At 72.3% G+C, this 20542-nt stretch carries 15 protein-coding genes; 6 read left to right on the top strand and 9 right to left on the bottom strand.

Translation table 11 applies throughout. From position 1 onward, the window contains the following. Positions 1–72: 72 nt before the first annotated feature. The 6 genes from AC5L35_RS34900 to AC5L35_RS34875 form a co-directional block, all read right to left on the bottom strand. Positions 73–888 carry an MgtC/SapB family protein gene (locus tag AC5L35_RS34900; RefSeq protein ID WP_495064025.1) on the bottom strand — a complete coding sequence of 272 codons (816 nt, stop codon included), beginning with the start codon at positions 886–888 and terminating at the stop codon, positions 73–75. Between the two features lie 217 nt (positions 889–1105). Further along, positions 1106–1531 carry a DoxX family protein gene (locus tag AC5L35_RS34895; RefSeq protein ID WP_495064024.1) on the bottom strand — a complete coding sequence of 142 codons (426 nt, stop codon included), beginning with the start codon at positions 1529–1531 and terminating at the stop codon, positions 1106–1108. 253 nt (positions 1532–1784) lie between these two features. Further along, entirely contained in the window at positions 1785–1976 is a 192-nt protein-coding gene (gene yidD, locus AC5L35_RS34890) for a membrane protein insertion efficiency factor YidD (RefSeq protein ID WP_495064027.1), read from the bottom strand. A 504-nt stretch (positions 1977–2480) separates the two neighbouring features. Further along, the gene (locus tag AC5L35_RS34885; protein WP_495064023.1) at positions 2481–3761 is read right to left on the bottom strand and encodes a phosphodiester glycosidase family protein; all 1281 of its coding nucleotides are present in this window, start codon (positions 3759–3761) and stop codon (positions 2481–2483) included. Between the two features lie 491 nt (positions 3762–4252). Further along, positions 4253–4441 carry a ferredoxin gene (locus AC5L35_RS34880; protein ID WP_495064022.1) on the bottom strand — a complete coding sequence of 63 codons (189 nt, stop codon included), beginning with the start codon at positions 4439–4441 and terminating at the stop codon, positions 4253–4255. A 13-nt stretch (positions 4442–4454) separates the two neighbouring features. Beyond that, entirely contained in the window at positions 4455–5681 is a 1227-nt protein-coding gene (locus AC5L35_RS34875; protein WP_495064021.1) for a cytochrome P450, read from the bottom strand. Positions 5682–5923: 242 nt separating this feature from the next. Here AC5L35_RS34875 and AC5L35_RS34870 point away from each other — a divergent pair, with 242 nt between their 5' ends. The 6 genes from AC5L35_RS34870 (at position 5924) to AC5L35_RS34845 (ending at position 15152) form a co-directional block, all read left to right on the top strand. Beyond that, positions 5924–7003, top strand: coding sequence for a M28 family peptidase (locus AC5L35_RS34870; RefSeq protein WP_495064020.1), 1080 nt, complete (start codon positions 5924–5926; stop codon positions 7001–7003). A gap of 268 nt (positions 7004–7271) precedes the next feature. Next, positions 7272–10589, top strand: coding sequence for a formate dehydrogenase (fdh, locus tag AC5L35_RS34865; protein ID WP_495064019.1), 3318 nt, complete (start codon positions 7272–7274; stop codon positions 10587–10589). Next, complete coding sequence (locus AC5L35_RS34860; protein WP_495064018.1) at positions 10586–11608, top strand: 4Fe-4S dicluster domain-containing protein; 1023 nt, start codon at positions 10586–10588, stop codon at positions 11606–11608. The genes fdh and AC5L35_RS34860 overlap by 4 nt, the downstream gene beginning before the upstream one ends. Next, the gene (gene nrfD / locus AC5L35_RS34855) at positions 11605–12663 is read left to right on the top strand and encodes an NrfD/PsrC family molybdoenzyme membrane anchor subunit (protein WP_495064017.1); all 1059 of its coding nucleotides are present in this window, start codon (positions 11605–11607) and stop codon (positions 12661–12663) included. Before AC5L35_RS34860 ends, nrfD begins: the two co-directional genes overlap by 4 nt. 295 nt (positions 12664–12958) lie before the next feature. Further along, entirely contained in the window at positions 12959–13924 is a 966-nt protein-coding gene (locus AC5L35_RS34850; RefSeq protein WP_495064016.1) for a PDR/VanB family oxidoreductase, read from the top strand. Positions 13925–13952: 28 nt separating this feature from the next. Further along, the gene (locus tag AC5L35_RS34845) at positions 13953–15152 is read left to right on the top strand and encodes a cytochrome P450 (RefSeq protein WP_495064015.1); all 1200 of its coding nucleotides are present in this window, start codon (positions 13953–13955) and stop codon (positions 15150–15152) included. Between the two features lie 165 nt (positions 15153–15317). Here the strand turns inward: AC5L35_RS34845 and AC5L35_RS34840 are convergent, their stop codons facing one another. Genes AC5L35_RS34840 through AC5L35_RS34830 form a run of 3 tightly spaced genes read right to left on the bottom strand, consistent with a single transcriptional unit; the run spans position 15318 to position 20523 of the window. Beyond that, a complete protein-coding gene (locus tag AC5L35_RS34840) occupies positions 15318–17246 on the bottom strand; it encodes a cytochrome c oxidase assembly protein (RefSeq protein ID WP_495064014.1) in 1929 nt (642 codons plus the stop codon). Next, positions 17243–19546, bottom strand: coding sequence for a heavy metal translocating P-type ATPase (locus AC5L35_RS34835; protein WP_495064013.1), 2304 nt, complete (start codon positions 19544–19546; stop codon positions 17243–17245). Before AC5L35_RS34835 ends, AC5L35_RS34840 begins: the two co-directional genes overlap by 4 nt. Further along, positions 19543–20523, bottom strand: coding sequence for a cytochrome c oxidase assembly protein (locus AC5L35_RS34830; RefSeq protein WP_495064012.1), 981 nt, complete (start codon positions 20521–20523; stop codon positions 19543–19545). Before AC5L35_RS34830 ends, AC5L35_RS34835 begins: the two co-directional genes overlap by 4 nt. Positions 20524–20542: the final 19 nt, after the last annotated feature.

Here is a 20542-nt window from a genome sequence, read left to right as displayed (position 1 = left end):
TCGGACAACACGTGACGACCACCCATGACCGCATCCTCACCCGAACCCGAGCCAAGATCCGTCAGACACTCCCTAGGCGTCCGGGTCGAGATCCGGGTTGCTCGTGGCCACGGTCAGCACGCCGTGCAGGTTGTTGAGGTCGGTGACGAGCTCCTCGTGGTCGGCAGGTCCCCTCAGCTCGAGCAGCACCGAAACCGGCCGCACCATGATCTCGCGGCGATGGCCCGGACCGCCGTCGACCAGCGCGCCCACCGGTTCCGCCTCCACGTGCCTCGTGGTCAGCTCCGCGATGGTCCAGCCCCGCCGGGTGCAGGTGCTCACGATGTCGCGCAGCAGGCCCCGCCCGTCCTCGTAGGTCACCTGGATGAAGCGGCTCTGCGGCCGCGAACCCGTGATCCGGACCGTCACCAGCGGGAAGACGAAGACGACGAGGAAGTAGCCGACGGTGGCCGCGACCGCCAGCACCGGCAGACCGGCACCGGCCGCCATCCCGACGGCCGTGGTCAGCCAGACGGCCGCGGCGGTGGTCAGGCCACGCACGGCGTCACGCCGGACGAAGATCAGGCCGCCCCCGATGAACCCGATGCCGGACACGATCTGCGCGGCGACCCGGGACGGGTCGAGGACGACATGGCCACCGAGGACGTCGGTGAACCCGTACTTGGAGACCAGCATGAACAGTGCGGCCCCGAAACCGATCAGGGTGTGGGTGCGCAGACCCGCGCTCTTCTGCCGCAGCTCCCGTTCCATCCCGATCGCGGCCGACAGCACGAGCGCGACACCGAGCTCCCCGATCTGCAGCCAGCCCTGGCCGGTCGGCTCTCCGAATGGCAACGCGAGCACCACGCTCCAGCCCTCCGATCCGTTGTCGTATCCGAAGCGGACCACACGAGGAGAGGGCGCGCCGGACGGCCGCAGGCTCCCGCTCGCACCCGACCACGCAGCCGCCTGTGGCTCGCCGGTCGATCTCCGGTTGCCCGGCAACGGTCCCCAGACAGGGTAACCGCGGCAGCAGGGGTGCCGGCCTCTCGATCACCGCGGCGACCTGCATTGCCCGGCTTGAGCTGTCCTGACCGGACGGACCGGAGGCCTCGGGAAGCAGGTCCTATCGCGTGGCGAGGCTGCGGAGCAGGCGGGCGAGCTCGACCGTCCGGTACCAGCGACCCCAGGCGACCAGTGCGGCCAGTACCAGGAGCACCACCGGCAGGAGTGCCGCCGCCCCGCCCACGGTCAGCACCGTGGCCATGGTCGCTCCGATCATCAGGGCGACCAGGCCGAGAGCCGCCGCCCCCGACAGGCGGGGCACCAGCAGCCCGATCGCCCCCGCGATCTCCAGGCAGCCGATGATCACCGTGCCGGCCGCGTTGAAGCCCATGGCCGCGAACCCCTCGAGCGTCACCGGGTCGGCGGTGAGCTTCGGATAGCTCGCCCCCAGGAAGACCACCGCGAGCAGGATCTGGACCACCCACAGCGCCACGTTCACCACCCGTCCCGGCCGTGTCGCGGTTGCGCTGGTCGGCTGCCTGTCCATGAGATCTCCCGGTGCTCGCGCCTGTCCGTTCCGTCGGGGTGTGGACCCGCCGCGGACACCGAACTCATCGCTGCGGCTCACGCCCGGGCCGCGGGCGCCGTCGCCGCCATGTTCGGCACCGCGTTCCCCTACGAGGAGCGGATGCCGGGCACCCGGAACGACTCGGAGCAGGTGAGTCCGGCGGCCGCAGATGCGCAGGACATGGCGCACCGGTTCCTTTCTGCAGTATTCGCGCGGCGGGTAGGTCGCCTGCCTAGGTCGGGACGGGGTCGTGCCCCCGGCGGCCGCCCGGCCGGCACCGAACCAGCCGGCGCAGGGCCAGCACCGAACCGCGCACCGCACCGTGCTTGCGAAGGGCCTGAACGGCGTACTCCGAGCATGTCGGGGTGAAACGGCAGCATCCGGGCCGCCGGGCGCTGATCTCCCGCTGGTAGACCCGAACCATCGCGATCATCCGCTCGGCGGCGCCGCGCCGCGTGTGCGGCACACGGACCGCCGGCAGGGCACCTCGGACCAACCCCACGGTCAGGTGGGGCACGGCCGGCAGCGCGAGAACCAGGCAGTTGCCGTCGAGGCTCTCGCCGATGCAGCATCCCGCGTCGAGCAGGCAGGCATCGCGCAGGCACGAGCCACCCCGGGCCGGCTGGTAATACCCGCCTCCCCGGCGCTGGTTACGCGGGTCATAAGGGTCGTACGGATCGTAGCCGTACGAATCATACCGATCGTAGGGGTCATATCCCTGTCGTCGTCGCCATACCACTCCGGTGAATGACCGTTTCCCTGCGCGTCAAACCACGCGGGACCGGCGCCCGAACTATCTCTCCCGACGCGTTTTGACCCATTCCCGGCCGTGCATTGACGCAACGTTTCCAGAAAGGTCGCGATTCGGCTCGAACCGGACACGGAATGCGCGTTGAGCGGTCGACGGGAGCGAGGAAGGTCACGGACGTCAGCGGCTGTAGACGAACAGCCCGTTGGCCACAGGTCGCTCCCCGGCCGCGTCCGACGGCTGGTTGAGGACGGTCAGGTTCCTGGTCCCCGGCAGCCGGGCGGCCAGCGTGCTCGAACCGCCCCCGTCGAGCAGCACCCCGCTGTCCACCCCGTGCGCGACGAGGTACTGGGCCGCCTCCAGGGGCGTGACACCGATCGAGGACTCCTGCCGGCCGTCGATCACCACCAGGGTCAACTGCCGTCCGTCCTTGCTCACGCCGATCATCGTCTCGGGGTTGCGGCCGCTGGGCGGCATCCCGGTGGGGTCGTCGTAAACGGCACCGTCGCGCACCAGCACCGTCGCCCCGCCGATCAGCGTGTCGATGCCCGTGCGGGACAGGTCCGTGGACACCGTCATCCGGACGCCGGGCTTCGCGTGCTCGTTCAGCCAGTCCGCGCCTTCGCCGCCGCCGAGCAGGCCGACCCGGTCCGGGCCGATGGCCGGGACGGACGTCGCGCCGGGCTGCACCTCGTCGACGACCGCGGCCTCCTTGCCGACCCGGTGGGCGATGACGAGGGTCCCCGCGGGGATCGTGGCGACGGCACCCAGGTCGGACGTGATCTCGGTGATCCCGTCGATGGCACGCGGTGCGGGCTTACTGACGAACACCGCCGCGCCGGCGGTGTAGTACTCCAGGGAGGCGTCCTCGACGGTGTTGACCGACTCGACGGTGGCGGCGGCCCTGCCGATCGTCACCTGCCCGGTGAAGTCGACCTCGCCCACGGTGGCCCGCCGGTTCGCGATCGACACCTGTCCGGCGAAGTCCGGCCGCGGCGTCTTGAGCAGCACACCGTCCCGGACCACCCCGCCCAGCGGCGCCCCCGAGGCATGGATGGCGAAGAAGTCCCCGTTGATGCCCGCGACGGCACCGGTGCGCGCGCCCATCGAGGTCGTCGACTCGTTCGCCGGGTCGACGATGCGGTCGTGCGACTCGACGGTGTCGACCCGCACCGAGCCGTGGCTCAGGTCGACCTGCAGCACCTGGACGTGCTGCGGCCCGTCCGCGGTCAGGTACGACTCGGAGAACTGCATGACGCCGGGGATGATCTCGACCGGCTTCGTCGCGGAGGCGGACGACACCGCAGGCCACCCCTGCGGAATCGGCGGGACGGGGGTGGGCGTGTTCGCCGTGGCGACCGCCAGTACGGGAGCGGGGGCAGGCGGGTCCGCGGAGACAGCGATTCCGACCGGTGTGACCAGGGCCCAGACGACGACAACGACGAGCAGGGAGCGGCGCACGCAGGTCTCCAGGAGTGGACCGGATGGGATAGCCAAGATCGCATCTGATCCACTCGAAAGGGTGATGCGTGGTCAAAATGCCGGCAAACCGGAACCGGCAGTTCTCCACGACCCACCTCGCCCCCACCCCACCCGACCCCGCGGCGAGCCGCCCACCCCCCGCCCGCGAGTCGCCCAGTTCCGGCCCGCGAGTCGCCCGGATCGGGTGCGCGAGTCGCCCGTGCTCGCCCCGCCTCCGCGCCCGTCACCTGCCCGCCCAGGCGCTCCTCGCAGAGGGGGTGGGGGCGAAGACACCCGCCGCCCCGCGAGTCGCCCACTTTGCGCGCGCGAGTCGCCGGACTCCGCGGCATCGACACGGACCAGGCCGGCACCGCGCGGCGCCAGTCGTGCACGCAGCAGAAACGCAGCAGGGGGCACGAGACCAGCGGCTCGGGGGCCGGAGCCGTCCCCCACGCGGCCGGTGTTCCGGGCCGCTGATCACGCGGTGCTGGTCAGACCAGGGTGATCACGCGGGCCGGGCACGCGTGCTCCGCCGCCCGGGCCGCCTCCTCCTGGTCGGGGGAGGGCTGCTCCTCCAGGACGACCACGGTGCCCTCGTCGTCCTGGTCGAACAGGTCCGGCGCATTGAGCACGCACTGGCCCGCGCCGATGCACCGGTCGCGGTCGACCGTGATCTTCATGTCGCTCACCTCGTCACCAGCTCACCGGTAGCGCCTGAACGCCGTACACGACCATCTTGTCCCGGAAGCGGATGTCCTCGACCGGAACCGCCACCTGCAGGTCGGGGAAGCGGCGCAGCAGCGCCGGGTAGGCGATCTGCAGCTCCAGCCGGGCCAGGGGCTGCCCGAGGCACTGGTGCACGCCGAAGCCGAACGCGAGGTGGTGGTTGGACTCGCGGTGGATGTCGAGCTCGTCGGGAGCCGTGAACGCCGCCGCGTCCCGGTTGGCCGACTCGGTGGCCGCGATGATCCCCTCGCCTGCGCGGATGGTCACCCCGCCGATCTCGATGTCCTCGATGGCGACGCGGCGGCGTCCGGTGTGCACGACGGTGAGCAGCCGCAGCAGTTCCTCGACGGCGCGGTTCACCACGGCGGGGTCACCACTGCGGACCTCCGCGGCCTGCTCCGGGTTCTGGAGCAGGGTGAGAATGCCGAAGCCGATCATGTTGGCCGTCGTCTCGTGGCCGGCGACGAGCAGCAGCAGGGCCATCGACACCGCGTCGTCCCGGCTGAGCTCCCCGGTCAGGACGTACCGCTGGGCGAGCCGTCCCAGGATGTCGTCGGTCGTCGTGGCCTCCTTCGCCGCCATGAGCCCCGTCAGGTAGTCCCGAAGCTCGTCGCTGGCGCGCACGGTCTCCGCAGGGTCCATGGTGATGTCGAGGATCGCGCGGGAGTGCTTCTGGAAGAAGTCGTGGTCCTGGTAGGGCACGCCGAGCATCTGACAGATGACCATCGAGGGCAGCGGGAGCGCGAACGCCTCGACGAGGTCGGTGGGCCGCGGGCCGCGCTCCATCTCGTCGAGCAGGTCGTCCACGATCTTCGTGATGAGCGGGCGCAGCGACTCGGTGCGCCGCACCGTGAAGTCGCTGATGACCATCTTCCGGTACCGGGCGTGCTCCGGGTCGTCCATCGTGATGAAGCTGGTCGAGTTCCGGCGTCGAGCGAGGATCCCCGGCGACTGGGCCGGGTAACCGGGCCGGTAGGCGTCGGAGCTGACCCTGCGGTCGGCGAGCAGGCTGCGCACATCCTCGTAGCGCGTCACCAGCCAGGGGTAGCTGCCGTCCCAGACGCGTACGCGGCTGATGGGCTGCTCGGCCCGCAGCTGCGCGAGCTCGGCGGGCGGGTCGAACGGGCACCCCCGCGCCATCGGGTAGGTCGGCTCGGCCGACGCGTCCGCGGCGTTCCCGGCAGTGATCGTCATGACGACCTCCTCATTCTCGCTGTCCCTACCACTTTAGCTACGCTAACTAACTGATGTCGGCCGCGAGCGGAAACATCTACGAAAACGTGTCCGCGCAGAACCGGTTCACCCTCACACCACCCCCGACATCTGCGGGTGAAACGGACATCCGATAGGGAAGATCAAGGCCGCCGCTGCGGCCGATAAGGGCCACACTGGGCCCCGGAGCCGCCGGACCGGCGGCGCGGAGCCGGGAGGTCGGCGTGACCGAGAACAACGACAGATCCGACGAGGGGCAGGCCCCCCGTGTCGTGCTCGCACTCCCACCGTCCGAAACCGGGGACTCCCCCGCCCGCGTCGTCCTCGAGGTCGTACACCGCTCCGGTGACGTGGACACGGAACCCGCGTCCGGGGACGGGACGCTGCACCGTCAGCTGGTGGTCGGCACGGCCGGGGCGGGTACGAGTCCCCACCTGGCGGCGCTGCAACGCATCGCCGACGAGAACGGCGGCAACCGCGCCTCCCCGAGCCCCGGCTACGACGCGAGCGTGGAGTACGTGGTCGAGGTCCTCACCGCAGCGGGCTACGACGTCAGCACTCCCACCTATCCGCTGCCGAAGCGCCGCCGGAGTGAGGGCGAGAAGTGGTGCCGCCAGGTGGTGGCGCAGACCCGGACCGGGGACCCCAACCGGGTGGTTCTGATCGGCGCGCACCTCGACTCGGTGCGCAAGGGGCCCGGGATCAACGACAACGGCTCCGGGGTCAGCGCGCTGCTGGAGATCGCGACGCAGCTGGGCGGCTCCCCGCTCGTGCGTAACGCGGTGCGCTTCGCCTTCTGGGGCTCCGAGGAGGACGACCTCAAGGGGTCGATCCACTACGTGAAGACGCTGACGCGCCACGACCGGGACGACATCCTGGCCTACGTCAACGTCGACATGGTCGCCTCGCCGAACGCCGGCTACTTCGTGCTGGGCGGCGAGGGGAAGAGCCGCAAGAAGTTCGGGCCGCCCGGGTCGGGGCAGGTGGTGCTCGTCCTGGTCGAGCAGCTCGCCGCCGCCGGTGTCGTCGCCAGGACCGTGCCGCTGGACGACGAGTCCGACTACGCGCCCTTCGTCGAGGCCGGCATCCCGACGGCGGGCGTGATGGCCGGCGACACACTGAAGAAGACCGAGAAGCAGGCCCAGCGGTGGGGTGGCCGGGCGGGCGTGAAGTTCGACCCCAACTACCACACCCCACACGACCGGCTGGAAGCGCTGGACCGCACCGTGATGCAGCGCTTCACACGCGCCCTGGCCGCGACGGTCGCTCACTTCGCCGTCACGGTCGACGGCCGTCCTCGCTGAGCCGGCACCCGATGGTGAGGTGCATCTCGTCGGCGCCTGCGCAGCCGAACTCGCCGCCCACCCGCACGTCTCGATCTCCTGCCAGTGCTTCCGTGCAGGTCACGGAAGTGGTGGACGCCCGGCACCGAGCCGGGTCGAGTCGGCCGCAATCCGGACGATCCCGGCCCCGACGCGGCGCTCGAGAACGCGTCTGACCTGCTCGTCGAATGTCGTTCCGCCCGGTGCCGACCTAGGCTCGTTCTGAGCTACTACAGAGCGGAGAAGAGCCGTGGGCGTGCAGCGGTGGTTGGAGAGCTGGCCGGTCTACCGGCAGCTGACCGGGACCGATCCCCTCGGCCGGGGCACGGCCGCGGAGTCGCCCAGCTACACCGCGATGCGCCCGCGCACGGAGACGGCCGATCGGGTCGCCGGCTCGGTCTGCCCGTTCTGCGCGGTCGGCTGCGCCCAGCGCGTGTACGTCCGTGACGAGAAGGTCATCCAGATCGAGGGCGACCCGGACTCCCCGATCTCCCGCGGCAGGCTGTGCCCGAAGGGTTCGGCGAGCCTGCAGCTCGTGACGGGCCCGCAGCGCCAGGAGAAGGTCCGGTACCGGGCGCCCTACGCCACCGAGTGGACGGATCTCGACCTCGACACGGCGATGGAGATGGTCGTCGACCGCATGCTCGACGCGCGCGAGCGCGGGTGGCAGGAGAACGACGAGCACGGCAACCGGCTCGCCCGCACGATGGGCATGGCGAGCCTGGGCGGCGCGACGCTCGACAATGAGGAGAACTACCTCATCAAGAAGCTGTTCACCGCGCTCGGCGCCATCCAGATCGAGAACCAGGCGCGTATTTGACACTCCGCCACCGTCCCCGGTCTGGGGACCTCGTTCGGGCGCGGCGGCGCCACCGACTACCAGCAGGACCTCGCCAACGCCGACTGCATCATCATCATGGGCTCGAACATGGCCGAGGCCCATCCGGTCGGGTTCCAGTGGGTGGTGGAGGCCAAGTCACGTGGGGCCCGCGTGATCCACATCGACCCTCGCTTCACGCGCACCAGCGCGCTCGCCGACACGTTCGTCCCACTGCGGGCCGGCACTGACATCGCGTTTCTCGGTGGGGTGATCAACCACGTCCTGACCAACGACCTCGACTTCCGCGAGTACGTCGGCGCCTACACCAACGCCGCGTTCCTCGTCGACGAGGGTTTCGAGGACACCGAGGACCTCGACGGCCTCTTCAGCGGCTACGACGTCGAGACCGGCACCTACGGCCGCGACCTCTGGCAGTACGAGAGCGCCGAGCAGGCCCGGACCGAGCACGAGGGCAGCGGGGACGGCGGCGGCTCCGCGATGGACCAGGAGCGGAGCTCCCCGATGGGGAGCGGCGCGGCAGGCGCCCCGCTCTCCGGGACGACCGGCGACATCGCGCGGGACCCCACGCTGCAGCACCCGCGGTGCGTGTTCCAGATCCTCAAGCGCCACTTCTCCCGCTACACCCCGGAGATGGTCGAGCGGATCTGCGGGGTGCCCCAGGAGCAGTTCCGCGACGTCTGCGAGGCGTGGACGGCGAACTCCAACCGGGAGCGCACCACGGCGCTGGTGTACAGCGTCGGCTGGACCCAGCACAGCGTCGGCGCCCAGTACATCCGGTCGGGCTCGATCCTCCAGTTGCTGCTCGGCAACATCGGCCGGCCCGGCGGCGGGGTGTTCGCGCTGCGCGGGCACGCCAGCATCCAGGGCTCCACCGACATCCCCACGCTGTTCAACCTGCTGCCCGGTTATCTGCCGATGCCCACCGCGGGCTCCCACGAGGACCTGCCCGCCTACCTCGACGACCTGCGCAGCCCCACGCAGAAGGGCTACTGGACGGCCGCTGACGCGTACCTGGTGTCCCTGCTCAAGGAGTACTTCGGCGACAACGCCACGGAGGACAACAGCTACGGCTTCGACTGGCTGCCTCGGATCAACGGCGACCACGGCACCTACCGCACGGTCATGGACATGATCGACGGGAAGGTCTTCGGCTACTTCCTGCTCGGCCAGAACCCGGCCGTCGGGTCCGCGCACGGCAAGCTGCAACGGCTCGGGATGGCCAACCTCGACTGGCTGGTCGTCCGCGATCTCGCCATGATCGAGAGCGCCACCTTCTGGAAGGACTCCCCCGAGATCGAGACGGGCGAGATCGTCCCCGAGATGTGCCGCACGGAGGTCTTCTTCTTCCCGGCGGCCTCGCACGTGGAGAAGGAGGGCACCTTCACCCAGACGCAGCGGATGCTGCAGTGGCGGGAGAAGGCCGTGGAGCCGACCGTCGACCAGCGCTCGGAGCTGTGGTTCTTCTACCACCTGGGTCGCATGCTGAAGGAGCGGCTGGCGGGTTCCACCGACCACCGGGACGAGCCCGTGCAGAAGCTCGACTGGAGCTACCGGGTGCAGGGCGGAGGCGCGTGGCCCGAGCCGTCGGCCGAGGACGTGCTGCGCCGGATCAACGGCTACCGCACGGACACGGGCGAGCCGGTGGACGGCTACACCGAACTGGCGGCCGACGGCAGCACCGCGTGCGGCTGCTGGATCTACAGCGGCGTTTTCGCCGACGGGGTCAACCAGGCGGCGCGCCGCGTGGCGCACGCCGAGCAGGGCCCGTACGACGCGGAGTGGGGCTGGACCTGGCCGTCGAACCGGCGCGTGCTCTACAACCGGGCGTCCGCCGACCTGGAGGGCAGACCGTGGAGCGAGCGCAAGAAGCTGGTCTGGTGGGACGCGGAGAAGGGCGAGTGGACCGGCGACGACGTCCCGGACTTCCCGAAGAAGACGCCGCCCGGGTACGTCCCGCCGCAGGACGCGACGGGGCCGGAAGCGCTGCGCGGTGACGACGCGTTCATCATGCAGGGGGACGGCAAGGCGTGGCTGTTCGCTCCGCACGGGATGCTCGACGGTCCGCTGCCCACGCACTACGAACCACACGAGTCGCCTGCGCGGAACCTGCTCTACGGCCAGCAGGGAAACCCGACACGCAAGGTCTACGGCCGCCTCGACAACCCGTCGAACCCGTCGCCGCCCGAGGCGCACCGCGAGGTGTTCCCGTTCGTCCTCACAGCGGCGCGGCTCACCGAGCACCACACCGCGGGCGGGATGAGCCGGCAGCTGCCCTACCTGGCCGAGCTGCAGCCGGAGCTCTTCGTCGAGGTCTCCCCCGAGCTGGCCCGGATCCGGGGGCTCGCGCACATGGGCTACGCCCACGTCGTCACCAGCCGGGCCGCGGTGGAGGCCCGTGTCGTCGTCACCGACCGGATGGCACCGCTGCGGATCGACGGCGAGGTCGTCCACCAGGTGTGGCTGCCCTACCACTGGGGTGGTTCCGGGCTGGTCACCGGCGACGTCGTGAACGACCTGCTGGGCGTCGTCACGGACCCGAACGTCCTCATCCAGGAGAGCAAGGTCGCCACCTGCGACGTCCGTCCGGGGCACCGCCCGCGGGGGACGGCGCTGACGGCCATGCTCGCCGAGACCAGGGCCCGCGCCGGTGTGACGATCGAGACGGGCACCACGGTCGCCACGGCCGCCGGGGTGGCCCACCTGCAGCACACCGAGGAGTCGTCATGACCCTGAACAGGCTCTCCGGTCCCCTGGACGACGTCGCCGGGGAGGCGGGGCACGCGGACCACCCACCCCGCGTCGGCTTCTTCACCGACACCTCGATCTGCATCGGCTGCAAGGCCTGCGAGGTGGCGTGCAAGGAGTGGAACGCGGTGCCGGAGGACGGGTTCGACCTGCTCGGCATGTCGTTCGACAACACCGGGATGCTCGGCGCCAACTCGTGGCGCCACGTCGCGTTCATCGAACAGCCGCGCGCGCTCGGCCACCAGGACCCCGGTCTCACCGGGCTGCCCGCCGGTCCGACCAGCGGGGACGTGATGGCCGAGGCCCTCGGGCCACGGCTGCGTGAGGCCGAACGCGGTGGCTCCGAGCTGGGCACCAGTCCGCTCCACACCCCGAAGCACACCGAGAGCCTCGGGATGCCCGCCTTCTCCCGGCCCGGTGAGGGCACCGGCGCCGAGGGACGCACCGACTTCCGGTGGTTGATGGCCTCGGACGTGTGCAAGCACTGCACCCACGCCGGCTGTCTCGACGTGTGCCCGACCGGGGCGCTCTTCCGTACCGAGTTCGGCACCGTGGTCGTGCAGCAGAACATCTGCAACGGCTGCGGGTACTGCGTCTCGGGCTGTCCGTACGGCGTGATCGACCGGCGCCCGGAGGACGGACGCGCGCAGAAGTGCACCCTCTGCTACGACCGGTTGGAGGGCGGCCTCGAGCCGGCCTGCGCCAAGGCGTGCCCCACCGACTCCATCCAGTTCGGCGAGCTCGAGCGGGTCGCGCAGCTGCACGACCTCGGCGTCCCGGAGGCCCGGCTCTACGGGCACGACCCCGACGACGGGGTGGGCGGCGACGGGGCGTTCTTCCTGCTCCTCGACGAGCCCGAGGTCTACGGGCTGCCGCCGGACCCGGTCGTCCCCACCCGCGACGCCCCCTCGATGTGGCGGCACGCCGGCGCGGCCGCCGCGGCGTTCGCCCTCGCCGGGATCGGCGCGTTCATCTCGACCGCGATCGGAGCCCGCCGATGAGTGAGAACCGGGACCCGATCACCGCGGAGCGCTCCAGCGAGGAGGGCTCCACCGGACGGGAAGCGCAGATGTTCCAGGGACGCAGGCGCCGCCGCCGCGGCGGTGGCGAGCCGACCGTCGTCCCCGAGGCCGAGTTCCGCTCCTACTACGGGCGGCCCGTGCTCAAGGCTCCCGTCTGGGAATGGAAGATCGCCGCCTACCTCTTCTCCGGCGGCCTGGCCGCGGGCAGCGCGGTGGTGGCGGCGGGCGCCGACCTGACCGGCCGGGAGCAGCTGCGCCGGGCCGGCTGGCTCGGCTCGTTCGCGGCCCTGCTGGCGAGCGTGTACTTCCTGGTCACCGACCTGGGCCGCCCCGAACGGTTCCACCACATGCTGCGGGTGCTCAAGCCGACGTCGCCGATGAGCGTCGGGACCTGGATCCTCAGCGCCTTCGGCCCCGGTGTCGGGGTGGCGGCACTGCGTGAGCTGGTGCCGCCGCGCTGGCGGCGCACGTGGCCTGCCCGGCTGCTGGGCCGGCTGGCCCGCCCGGCCGGGCTGTCCGCGGCGGCCACAGCGCCCGGGGTGGCCTCCTACACGGCGGTGCTGCTGTCCCACACCGCCGTGCCCGGCTGGAACGAGGTGCGGGACGAGCTCCCGTTCGTGTTCACCGGTTCCGCTGCCGCGAGCGGGGGCGGCCTCGGAATGCTGTGCGCGCCGGTCGCCGAAGCCGGGCCGGCACGGGTGTTCGCCGCCGTCGGTGCCGCGGGCGAGCTCATCGCGTCGCGGCGCATGGAGCAGCGCATGGGCCTCATCCGCGAGGTCTACCACCACGGCCGGGCCGGGAAGCTCCGGCGCGGGGCGGAGCTGCTCACCGTGGCGGGCCTGGCAGGCACCGTCCTCGTGGCGGGCCGCAGCCGGGCCGGGGCGGCAGCATCAGGGCTCGCGCTGCTGGCCGGCAGCGCTCTGCAGCGCTTCGGGATCTTCGAGGCGGGCACGGAGTCGACGAAGGATCCTCGTTACGTCGTCGTGCCACAACGCGAACGCCTGGAGAACGCGCGGAACGAGGCGAACCGGTAAGCAATTCGCGCCGCATCCTTCAGAAGTCGTTGATCTACGATCTCCACGAGCGCGCACGCTCGGACAAGCTGATCGCGGCCGCGTCGTCCGGTGCGAGTAGCCGCACCCACCTGCCGCCGCCATGACAATCGCCACACGGGTGGCTGCGGGACGCTCATCCGTCCGTCCAGTAAATGGTGTGGGGGGAAGCCCGGATACAGAAACCCTTTCCGGCTGCCGGAAAGAGGCATCTCTCCGCCTCGCACTGCCGGTCAACATCGTCGGAGACGACCCTCGCCAGCGCTGGAGCCCACTCGTGAAGAGCACGCACGAAGAGTCCGAGATCGACCTCCTCGTCGCCGATCGTCGCATCGCCGCCGACGGGGTCGTCGCCCTCACGCTGCGCCACCCCGCAGGCGAGGAGCTCCCCGACTGGGCGCCGGGGGCGCACGTCGACCTGATCCTGACCGAGGACCTGACCAGGCAGTACTCACTGTGCGGCGACCCCACCGACCGCAGCAGCTGGCAGATCGCGGTGCTGCAGGAGTCGGACGGTCGCGGTGGGTCGGCGTACGTCCACGACAAGCTCAACCCCGGCACGGCCGTGCGGGTGCGCGGCCCGCGCAACCACTTCCCGCTGGAGCCCGCCGACCGCTACCTGTTCATCGCAGGCGGGATCGGGATCACCCCGATCCTGCCCATGCTCGAGGCCGCCACCGCTGCGGGCGCCGGGTGGCGGCTCGTCTATGGCGGGCGCACCGCCGCCTCCATGGCGTTCGTCGCGGAGCTGCGCGCCGCGCACGGCGACGACCGCGTGGTGCTGCGCCCGCAGGACGAACACGGCCTGCTGGACCTCGCGGCCCTGCTCGGTGCCCCCGCCGGGGACACGCTGGTCTACTGCTGCGGCCCCGGCCCCTTGCTCGACGCCGTCGAGGACCGCTGCTCGAGCTGGCCGTCGGGCGCCCTGCACACCGAGCGGTTCACGCCCAAGGAACAGGGCGAGCCCGTGCTCAGCGGCGCGTTCGAGGTGGAGCTGGCCCGGAGCGGGGTGACGCTCACCGTGCCACCGGACCGTTCGATCCTCGAGGTCGCGGAGGACGCGGGCATCCAGGTCCTCTCCTCCTGCCAGGAGGGCACTTGTGGCACCTGCGAGACCGCCGTGCTCGCCGGTCAGGTGGACCACCGTGACTCCCTGCTCACCGATGAGGAGAAGGCCGCCAACGACACGATGTTCGTCTGCGTCTCCCGTGCGGCGTGCCCGAAGCTCGTGCTCGATCTCTGACGCCACCACCTCGGAAGGCAGGCCAACGATGACCACCGCGCAGACCGTCCCCGCGCTGGGCGATGACCCCTTCGGCACCGAGATCCTCACCGACCCCTACGACTTCCACGCGCGGCTGCGCGATGCCGCCCCCGTCGTGCGCCTGCCGCGCTACGACCTGCTGGCGATGGGCCGCTACGACGAGGTGCGAGCCACCCTGTCGGACTGGGAGACGTTCGTGTCGGGCCGTGGGGTGGGGCTCAGCGACTTCGGCCGCGAGAAGCCGTGGCGACCGCCCAGTCTGCTGCTGGAAGCCGACCCGCCCGACCACACCGTCGTCCGCACCGCGATGAACGGGGTGATCTCACCGCGGACCGTCCGCAAGCTGCGCGCGGAGTTCGCGGCCGCCGCCGACGACCTGGCCGGCACGCTCGTGGCGCGCGGACGCTTCGACGCCGTCACCGATCTCGCCGAGATCTTTCCCGTGACGGTGTTCGGTGACGCCGTCGGGCTCCCGGCCGAGGGCCGGGAGAACCTGCTGCCGTACGGGGCGCTCGCCTTCAACGCCTTCGGCCCGCGCAACCAGCTGCTCACCGACGCGCTCGCCAGGGCGGCACCCGTGCAGGAGTGGATCCTCGCCCACTGCCAGCGCGACGAGCTCGCGCCGGGCGGCCTCGGAGCCGAGGTCTGGGCCGCGGCGGACCGGGCGGAGATCACCCACGAGCAGGCACCGCTACTCGTCCGCTCGCTGCTCACGGCAGGCCTCGACACCACCGTGTACGGCCTGGGGAACACCCTGTACGCCCTGGCCCGGCACCCCGCGCAGTGGGCCGCCCTGCACGCCGATCCCAAGCTGGCGAAGTTCGCCTTCGACGAGGCGCTGCGCTGGGAGAGCCCGATCCAGACCTTCTTCCGCACGGCCGCGGCCGACACGGTGGTCGCAGGCACGCCGATCCCGAAGGACACGAAGGTCGTGCTCTTCCTCGGCTCGGCCAACCGCGACAGCCGCCACTGGGGCGAGGACGCCGAGACGTTCGACGTCCGCCGCTCCGCGGGCGGGCACGTCGGCTTCGGCATGGGTATCCACCAGTGCGTCGGTCAGCCGATCGCCCGGTTGGAGGCCGAGGTCGTGCTCGACGCCTTCGCCCGCAGGGCCACGCGGCTCGAGCTCGACGGCGAGCCCGTTCCCAAGCTCAACAACTCGCTGAAAGGCTGGGCGAGCATCCCGGTCCGCGTCACGGCGGCCTGACCGCCTAGTGCGGTGGCCACGAACGTTGCCGGGTTGATCGCGGGATCCAGGTGGTTCCTCGCAAGGCGCCGCCCGCAGCTCATACCGGGGTATTCGCCAGGGCGGCAACGCCGCGAGGGGCCGCCTGGGCCCGCGAGGAACCCGGCAACGTTCGTGGCCACCGCACTAGGAGAGTAAGACCTGCGGGTAGGCCATCTCGTCGTCGTCGGTCAGCGGGCGGGTCCGGTCCTCGGGTCCGGACGGCTCGCGGTCGGCGCGGGCCCAGCGCGCGACGAGGGCCAGCACCGCGAAGACGACCGGGAGCTCCCCGAGTGCCCACGCCAGCACCGCGCCGAGCCGCTGGTCGGCGAGCAGGTCGGGGACGTACGGCAGGCTCAGGGCCCCGTAGAAGCCGGCGGCGATGGGCGTGGCCTGGCCCAGCAGCCACGCCCCGAACCCCGCGTGCAACGCCATCACGGCGAAGATCATGACGATGCGGCCGATCGCGGGTATCCCGCGGCCGGGCAGGCTGTGGCCGAGCACGGGCCAGAACAGCGCGAGGCCGGTCGTGAAGAACGCCGCGTCCATCGTCAGGTGCGCCCAGTGCTCCTGCAGGATCGCGGCGTACAGCCCGGTGGGGTAGAGCCCGAACAGGGTGATCGCGACAGCGACCCAGGCCACGGCGGGGTTGCGCACGAACCGGATCACCGGGGCGTCGAGCAGGCTGACGAGCCGTGCGGCGGTGCCGGGTCGGACCACCCGCAGGGCGAGCGTCACACCGTGCCCGAGGACGAGCAGCACCGGCGCGAAGGTCGCGAGCAGCATGTGCTGCACCATGTGGACGCTGAAGACGGCCTCCGCGTAGGTGGCGACACCCGACGAGGTCGCGACGAGCAGCGTCGCGCAGCCCGCGAGCCACACCGCCGTGCGGCCGGCCGGCCAGCTGCCGCCGGAGCGCCGGAGCCTGCGCACCCCCATCAGGTAGGTGACGGCCCCGATGAGCGCGAGCGGGCCGAACACGAGGTCCGGGCGCCAGCGCAGCGCCAGGTCGAGGGCGGTGAGGTGCGGCGGGAGGTCGTAGCCGATGAGGTAGACGAACCGGCTGGCCTCGTAGTCGGTCTCGCCGGGGGGTGGCACGCGCGCCAGCGCCGTGCCGGTCGCGGACGCGACGCCGAGCAGCAGCAGCTCCACGACGACGAGCCGCAGTGCCGCGCGCCGTCCGGCTCCCGCCCGGCCGATCGTCGTCCCGAGCTTCCGGACGGTCCCGGCGAGCAGGACCACCGCCACCGCACCGGCGACGGCGAGCAGCCCGAACCCGCTGGTGAGCACGTCTGAGGGCCGCAGCGCGTACGACGCCGACACCACACCGGACGCGGTGACCACGACGAGCGCGCCGAGCGCGACCGCGCGATGGCGGCGCAGCACGACATCGGCACCCGGGCGCTGCCGGGCCAGGTGCACCGCCGCGGCGGCGGTGCTGCCCAGCCACAGCACCGAACCGAGCACGTGCAGGGCGACCGCGTCACCGGCGATGTCGTGGGAGCGCTGGGCGTTCGTCGCGGCCGTGAGTGTGAGGGGTAGCAGCGCGGCCACGGCCAGCGCGAGCAGCCCGACGGCGCTGCGCCACGAGAGCGCGACGGCCGCGAGCCCCGCCACGACGAGCGCGGCGAGCGTGGAGGTGGCCCAGCCGCCCGCCTGCTCCACCTGCGTGACGCCGGCGGCGAGCACGTCGAGGCGACTGATCAGCACACCGGGCCCGACCCCGCTGTTCTCCGCGACGAGCAGCCATGTGACCACCGCGGACGCCACAGCCTGCACGACCGCCCAGCGGGCCGCCGCGCGCAGGCCGGAGTACCCGGCGGGCGAGACGAGCCCGTGCGGCTCACCCGGTGCCAGCACGGCCGCGAGCAGCAGGTTCCCGATGGTCAGCGCGGCCGCCCCCACCGCAACGACCCGGGCCGCCGGCAGCCCGGCGTCCACCACCGGGCCCAGGTCCCGCAGCCCGTACTGCACGGCGACGCTGGGGGCGAACGCCGCGACCAGCGCGCCTGTCAGCGCGGCCGCTGCCAGCACCCCGGTGGCCACGGCCGGGGTGGCCCGGGCCCCCGCGGTCATACCGGCCCGCCGACGGCGTCGACCGGCCTGCCCTCGGTGGGCCGGAAGCTGCGCAGCCGCAGGCTGTGCGTCACGACGAACACCGAGGACAGCGCCATCGCCGCGGCCGCGACGATCGGGCTGAGCAGGCCCAGCACGGCCAGTGGCAGGGCGGCGGTGTTGTACCCGAAGGCCCACCAGAGGTTGCCGCGGATGGTGCGGTGGGTCCGGCGGGCGAGCTCCACGGCGTCGGCGACCACGAGGAGGTCCTCTCGGCCGAGCACGATGTCGGCCGCCTCGATCGCGGCGTCGGTGCCCTCGCCGACCGCCATGCCCAGGTCGGCCGCGGCGAGCGCGGCCGCGTCGTTGACCCCGTCGCCGACCACCGCGACACTGCGGCCCTGCTCCTGCAGCCGCCGCACCACGTCGACCTTGCCCTCGGGCAGCACCTCGGCGACGACCTCGTCGATGCCCACCTCGGCAGCGACGGTGGCCGCGGTGCGGGCGTTGTCGCCGGTCACCAGCACCGGGTGCAGCCCCAGCCCGCGCAGGGCGGCCACGGCGGCGGCGCTCGTGGGCCGCACCGTGTCGGCGACGGCGAGCACACCCTGCGCGGAGCCGCCCCAGCCGACCAGGACCACCGTGACGCCGCGTGCCTCCAGCTCGTCGCGGGCGGCGTCCAGGTCCGGCGGCACGTGCAGCCCGTGTTCGGAGAACAGCTGCGACCGGCCCACCACCACCTGCTCGCCGTGGACGAGCCCGCGAGCGCCCAGCCCGGCGTGCGCGGCGAAGTCGGTCACCGCGGGCAGGGCCTCGGCCTGCGCGGATGCGGCCGCGGTGATCGCCGCGGCGATGGGGTGCTCCGAGGCCGCCTCGACCGCACCCGCCATGGCGAGCAGCTGGGACCGGTCGACGCCGGGAACGGTCCGCACGTCCGCCAGCCGCATGCGTCCCTCGGTGAGGGTGCCGGTCTTGTCGAGCACGATCGTGTCCACCGCCCGCGTGGCCTCCAGGGCACGGGGCCCCTTGATGAACACGCCGAGCTGGGCACCGCGCCCGGTGCCGACCAGCACCGCCGTGGGGGTGGCCAGGCCGAGCGCGCACGGGCACGCCACGACGAGCACGGCCACCGCAGCGGTGACGGCCTGCCCCGCCGGGTGGTCGGTGACGAGCCAGCCGACCAGCGTGAGCACGGCGAGCACCAGCACCGCGGGCACGAACACGCCTGCCACCCGATCGGCCAGTCGCTGCGCGCCCGCCTTGCCCTCCTGCGCCCGCTGGACGAGCCGCGCCATCCGGGCGAGCTGGGTGTCGGCCCCGACGCGGGTGGCCCGCAGCAACAGCCGTCCACCGGAGTTGACGGCCCCGCCCGCGACCGCGTCGCCCGGGACGACCTCCCGCGGCACGGGCTCGCCGGTCACCATGCTGACGTCCAGCGCGGAGCTGCCGTCCGTCACGACGGCGTCGGTGGCGACGGTCTCCCCCGGCCGCACGACGAACCGGTCCCCCACCTCCAGCTCCGACACCGGGACACGCTGCGGCCCGTCCTCGCGCAGCACCTCGACGTCCTTGGCGCCCGCCTCCAGCAGCGCCCGCAACGCCGATCCGGCCGACCGCTTGGCCCGCGCCTCGAAGTAGCGCCCGGCGAGCAGGAACGTCGTCACGCCCGCGGCGACGTCGAGGTAGAGCGCGTGGCCGCTGCCGGACAGCACGGACAGGCCCTGTCCCAGGCCGGGTTCGACCGTCCGGTCGGCGACCATGACCCACAGCGACCAGGCCGTGGCAGCGAGGATCCCGACCGAGACGAGGGTGTCCATCGAGGCCGCGCCGCGGCGCGCACCCGCCAGGGCCGCGCGGTGGAACGGCAGCGCACACCAGCCGACCACGGGCGCGGCGAGCACCAGCAGGACCCACTGCCAGCCGGGGAAACGCAGCTCGCCGAACAGCGAGAGGGCGAGCGACAGGTCGCAGATCGGCACCGCCAGCACCGCGGCGACCGCGAGCCGCCTCCGCAGGTCGACGACCCGCCGCTGGTGGTCGCTGCCGTCGTCGGCCGCGGCGACGTCATCGATCCGCCTGGCCGTGTAGCCCGCCCGCTCGACCTGCTCGATCAGCGTGCGCGGGTCGAGGTCGTCGGGACACTGCACGCGAGCGCGCTCGGTGGCGAAGTTGACCGTGGCCTGCACCGCGTCGAGCTTGTTCAGCTTGCGCTCGACCCGGGTGGCACAGGCGGCGCACGTCATGCCGCCGACGAGGATCTCGTACTGCCGCAGGTCGGCGACCGGGCCGGAGGCGGTGCCGGGCGAGGCGTCCGCGGTCATGATCGGTGCTCCTCGTCGCGGGTGTGCAGCGCGGCCAGCGCGGCGTTGTAGGCCTGCAGCGCGCGCTCGTCGGCGTCGACGTCACCGTTCGCGCCGTCGGCGGGCACGGCGTCGGCCCCGAGCAGCGTGCGGTGCCGCACGCCCTCGATCCACCGGCCGAGCCCCTGGTCCTGGCCCTGCGAGGCGCCCCACCGCACCGCGACGCCGACCATCAGCACGAGCATCAGGACGTCCCCGCCGAACCACATGATCGCTCCGGCGGCCTCCTGGTCGGCCAGCGCGGTCGGTCCCCATCCGAGGTGAGCGGCGGCGTAGGCGGGCGCCAGCGGCCGCGGGGTGAGCATCAGGACCACCCCCGTGAGCGTGTCCACGCCCATGCTCAGCGCCAGCAGCGCGAACCGGGCCAGGTGCGGCGGCGACCACGGCACCAGCTCCGCACCGGCGAGCGGCAGGAACAGCAGGTAACCGCTCACCAGGTAGAGCGCGAGCTCGGCCGCCCGGACCGCGGGATTCGTGACCGAGACCTGCTGGAACCCGGTGAGGTGGGTCAGGATCACCACGGCCGCGTAGAGCCCGAGGCCGCACAGGGGCGCGGTCCCCCACCGCGCCGCTCTGCTGCCGACCACCCGGTCGACGAACTGGGCCCGCGCGCCACCGGCGCCGTGCAGGAGACGCCACGGCTGGGCCCACACGAGCAGTACCGGCACGACCATGATCAGCATCAGGTGCTGCACCATGTGCACCCAGAACAGCACGTCGGCGAAGACGGCCACCGGCCCGTCGACGGCCACCACCAGCACCACCACGGCCCCGAGCCATGCCGTCGTACGCAGCGGTGGCCAGCGTGAGCCGTCGCCACCCACGCGGCGGGCGAGCAGCAGGTACGCGACCGTCACGAGGACGAGGACGAGGTCCACAGCCGGGGTGAACCGCCAGAACGCGAGTGCGCCCCACCAGCTCGGCGCGTTGTCGATCACGGTCGTGCCCCACCTCCGC

The sequence above is a fragment of the Pseudonocardia sp. OZ21 genome (assembly GCF_059359135.1).
The sequence above is the reverse complement of the archived record's forward strand: the minus strand, read 5'-3'. Positions and strand labels throughout refer to the sequence as shown.

Bases quoted from the DNA above. Each gene is read 5' to 3' on its own strand.
- nrfD (WP_495064017.1), top strand. From the start codon at position 11,605: ATGAGTGAGAACCGGGACCCGATCACCGCGGAGCGCTCCAGCGAGGAG.
- AC5L35_RS34840 (WP_495064014.1), bottom strand. From the start codon at position 17,246: ATGACCGCGGGGGCCCGGGCCACCCCGGCCGTGGCCACCGGGGTGCTG.
- AC5L35_RS34880 (WP_495064022.1), bottom strand. From the start codon at position 4,441: ATGAAGATCACGGTCGACCGCGACCGGTGCATCGGCGCGGGCCAGTGC.
- AC5L35_RS34895 (WP_495064024.1), bottom strand. From the start codon at position 1,531: ATGGACAGGCAGCCGACCAGCGCAACCGCGACACGGCCGGGACGGGTG.
- AC5L35_RS34835 (WP_495064013.1), bottom strand. From the start codon at position 19,546: ATGACCGCGGACGCCTCGCCCGGCACCGCCTCCGGCCCGGTCGCCGAC.
- AC5L35_RS34875 (WP_495064021.1), bottom strand. From the start codon at position 5,681: ATGACGATCACTGCCGGGAACGCCGCGGACGCGTCGGCCGAGCCGACC.
- AC5L35_RS34860 (WP_495064018.1), top strand. From the start codon at position 10,586: ATGACCCTGAACAGGCTCTCCGGTCCCCTGGACGACGTCGCCGGGGAG.
- AC5L35_RS34845 (WP_495064015.1), top strand. From the start codon at position 13,953: ATGACCACCGCGCAGACCGTCCCCGCGCTGGGCGATGACCCCTTCGGC.
- yidD (WP_495064027.1), bottom strand. From the start codon at position 1,976: ATGGTTCGGGTCTACCAGCGGGAGATCAGCGCCCGGCGGCCCGGATGC.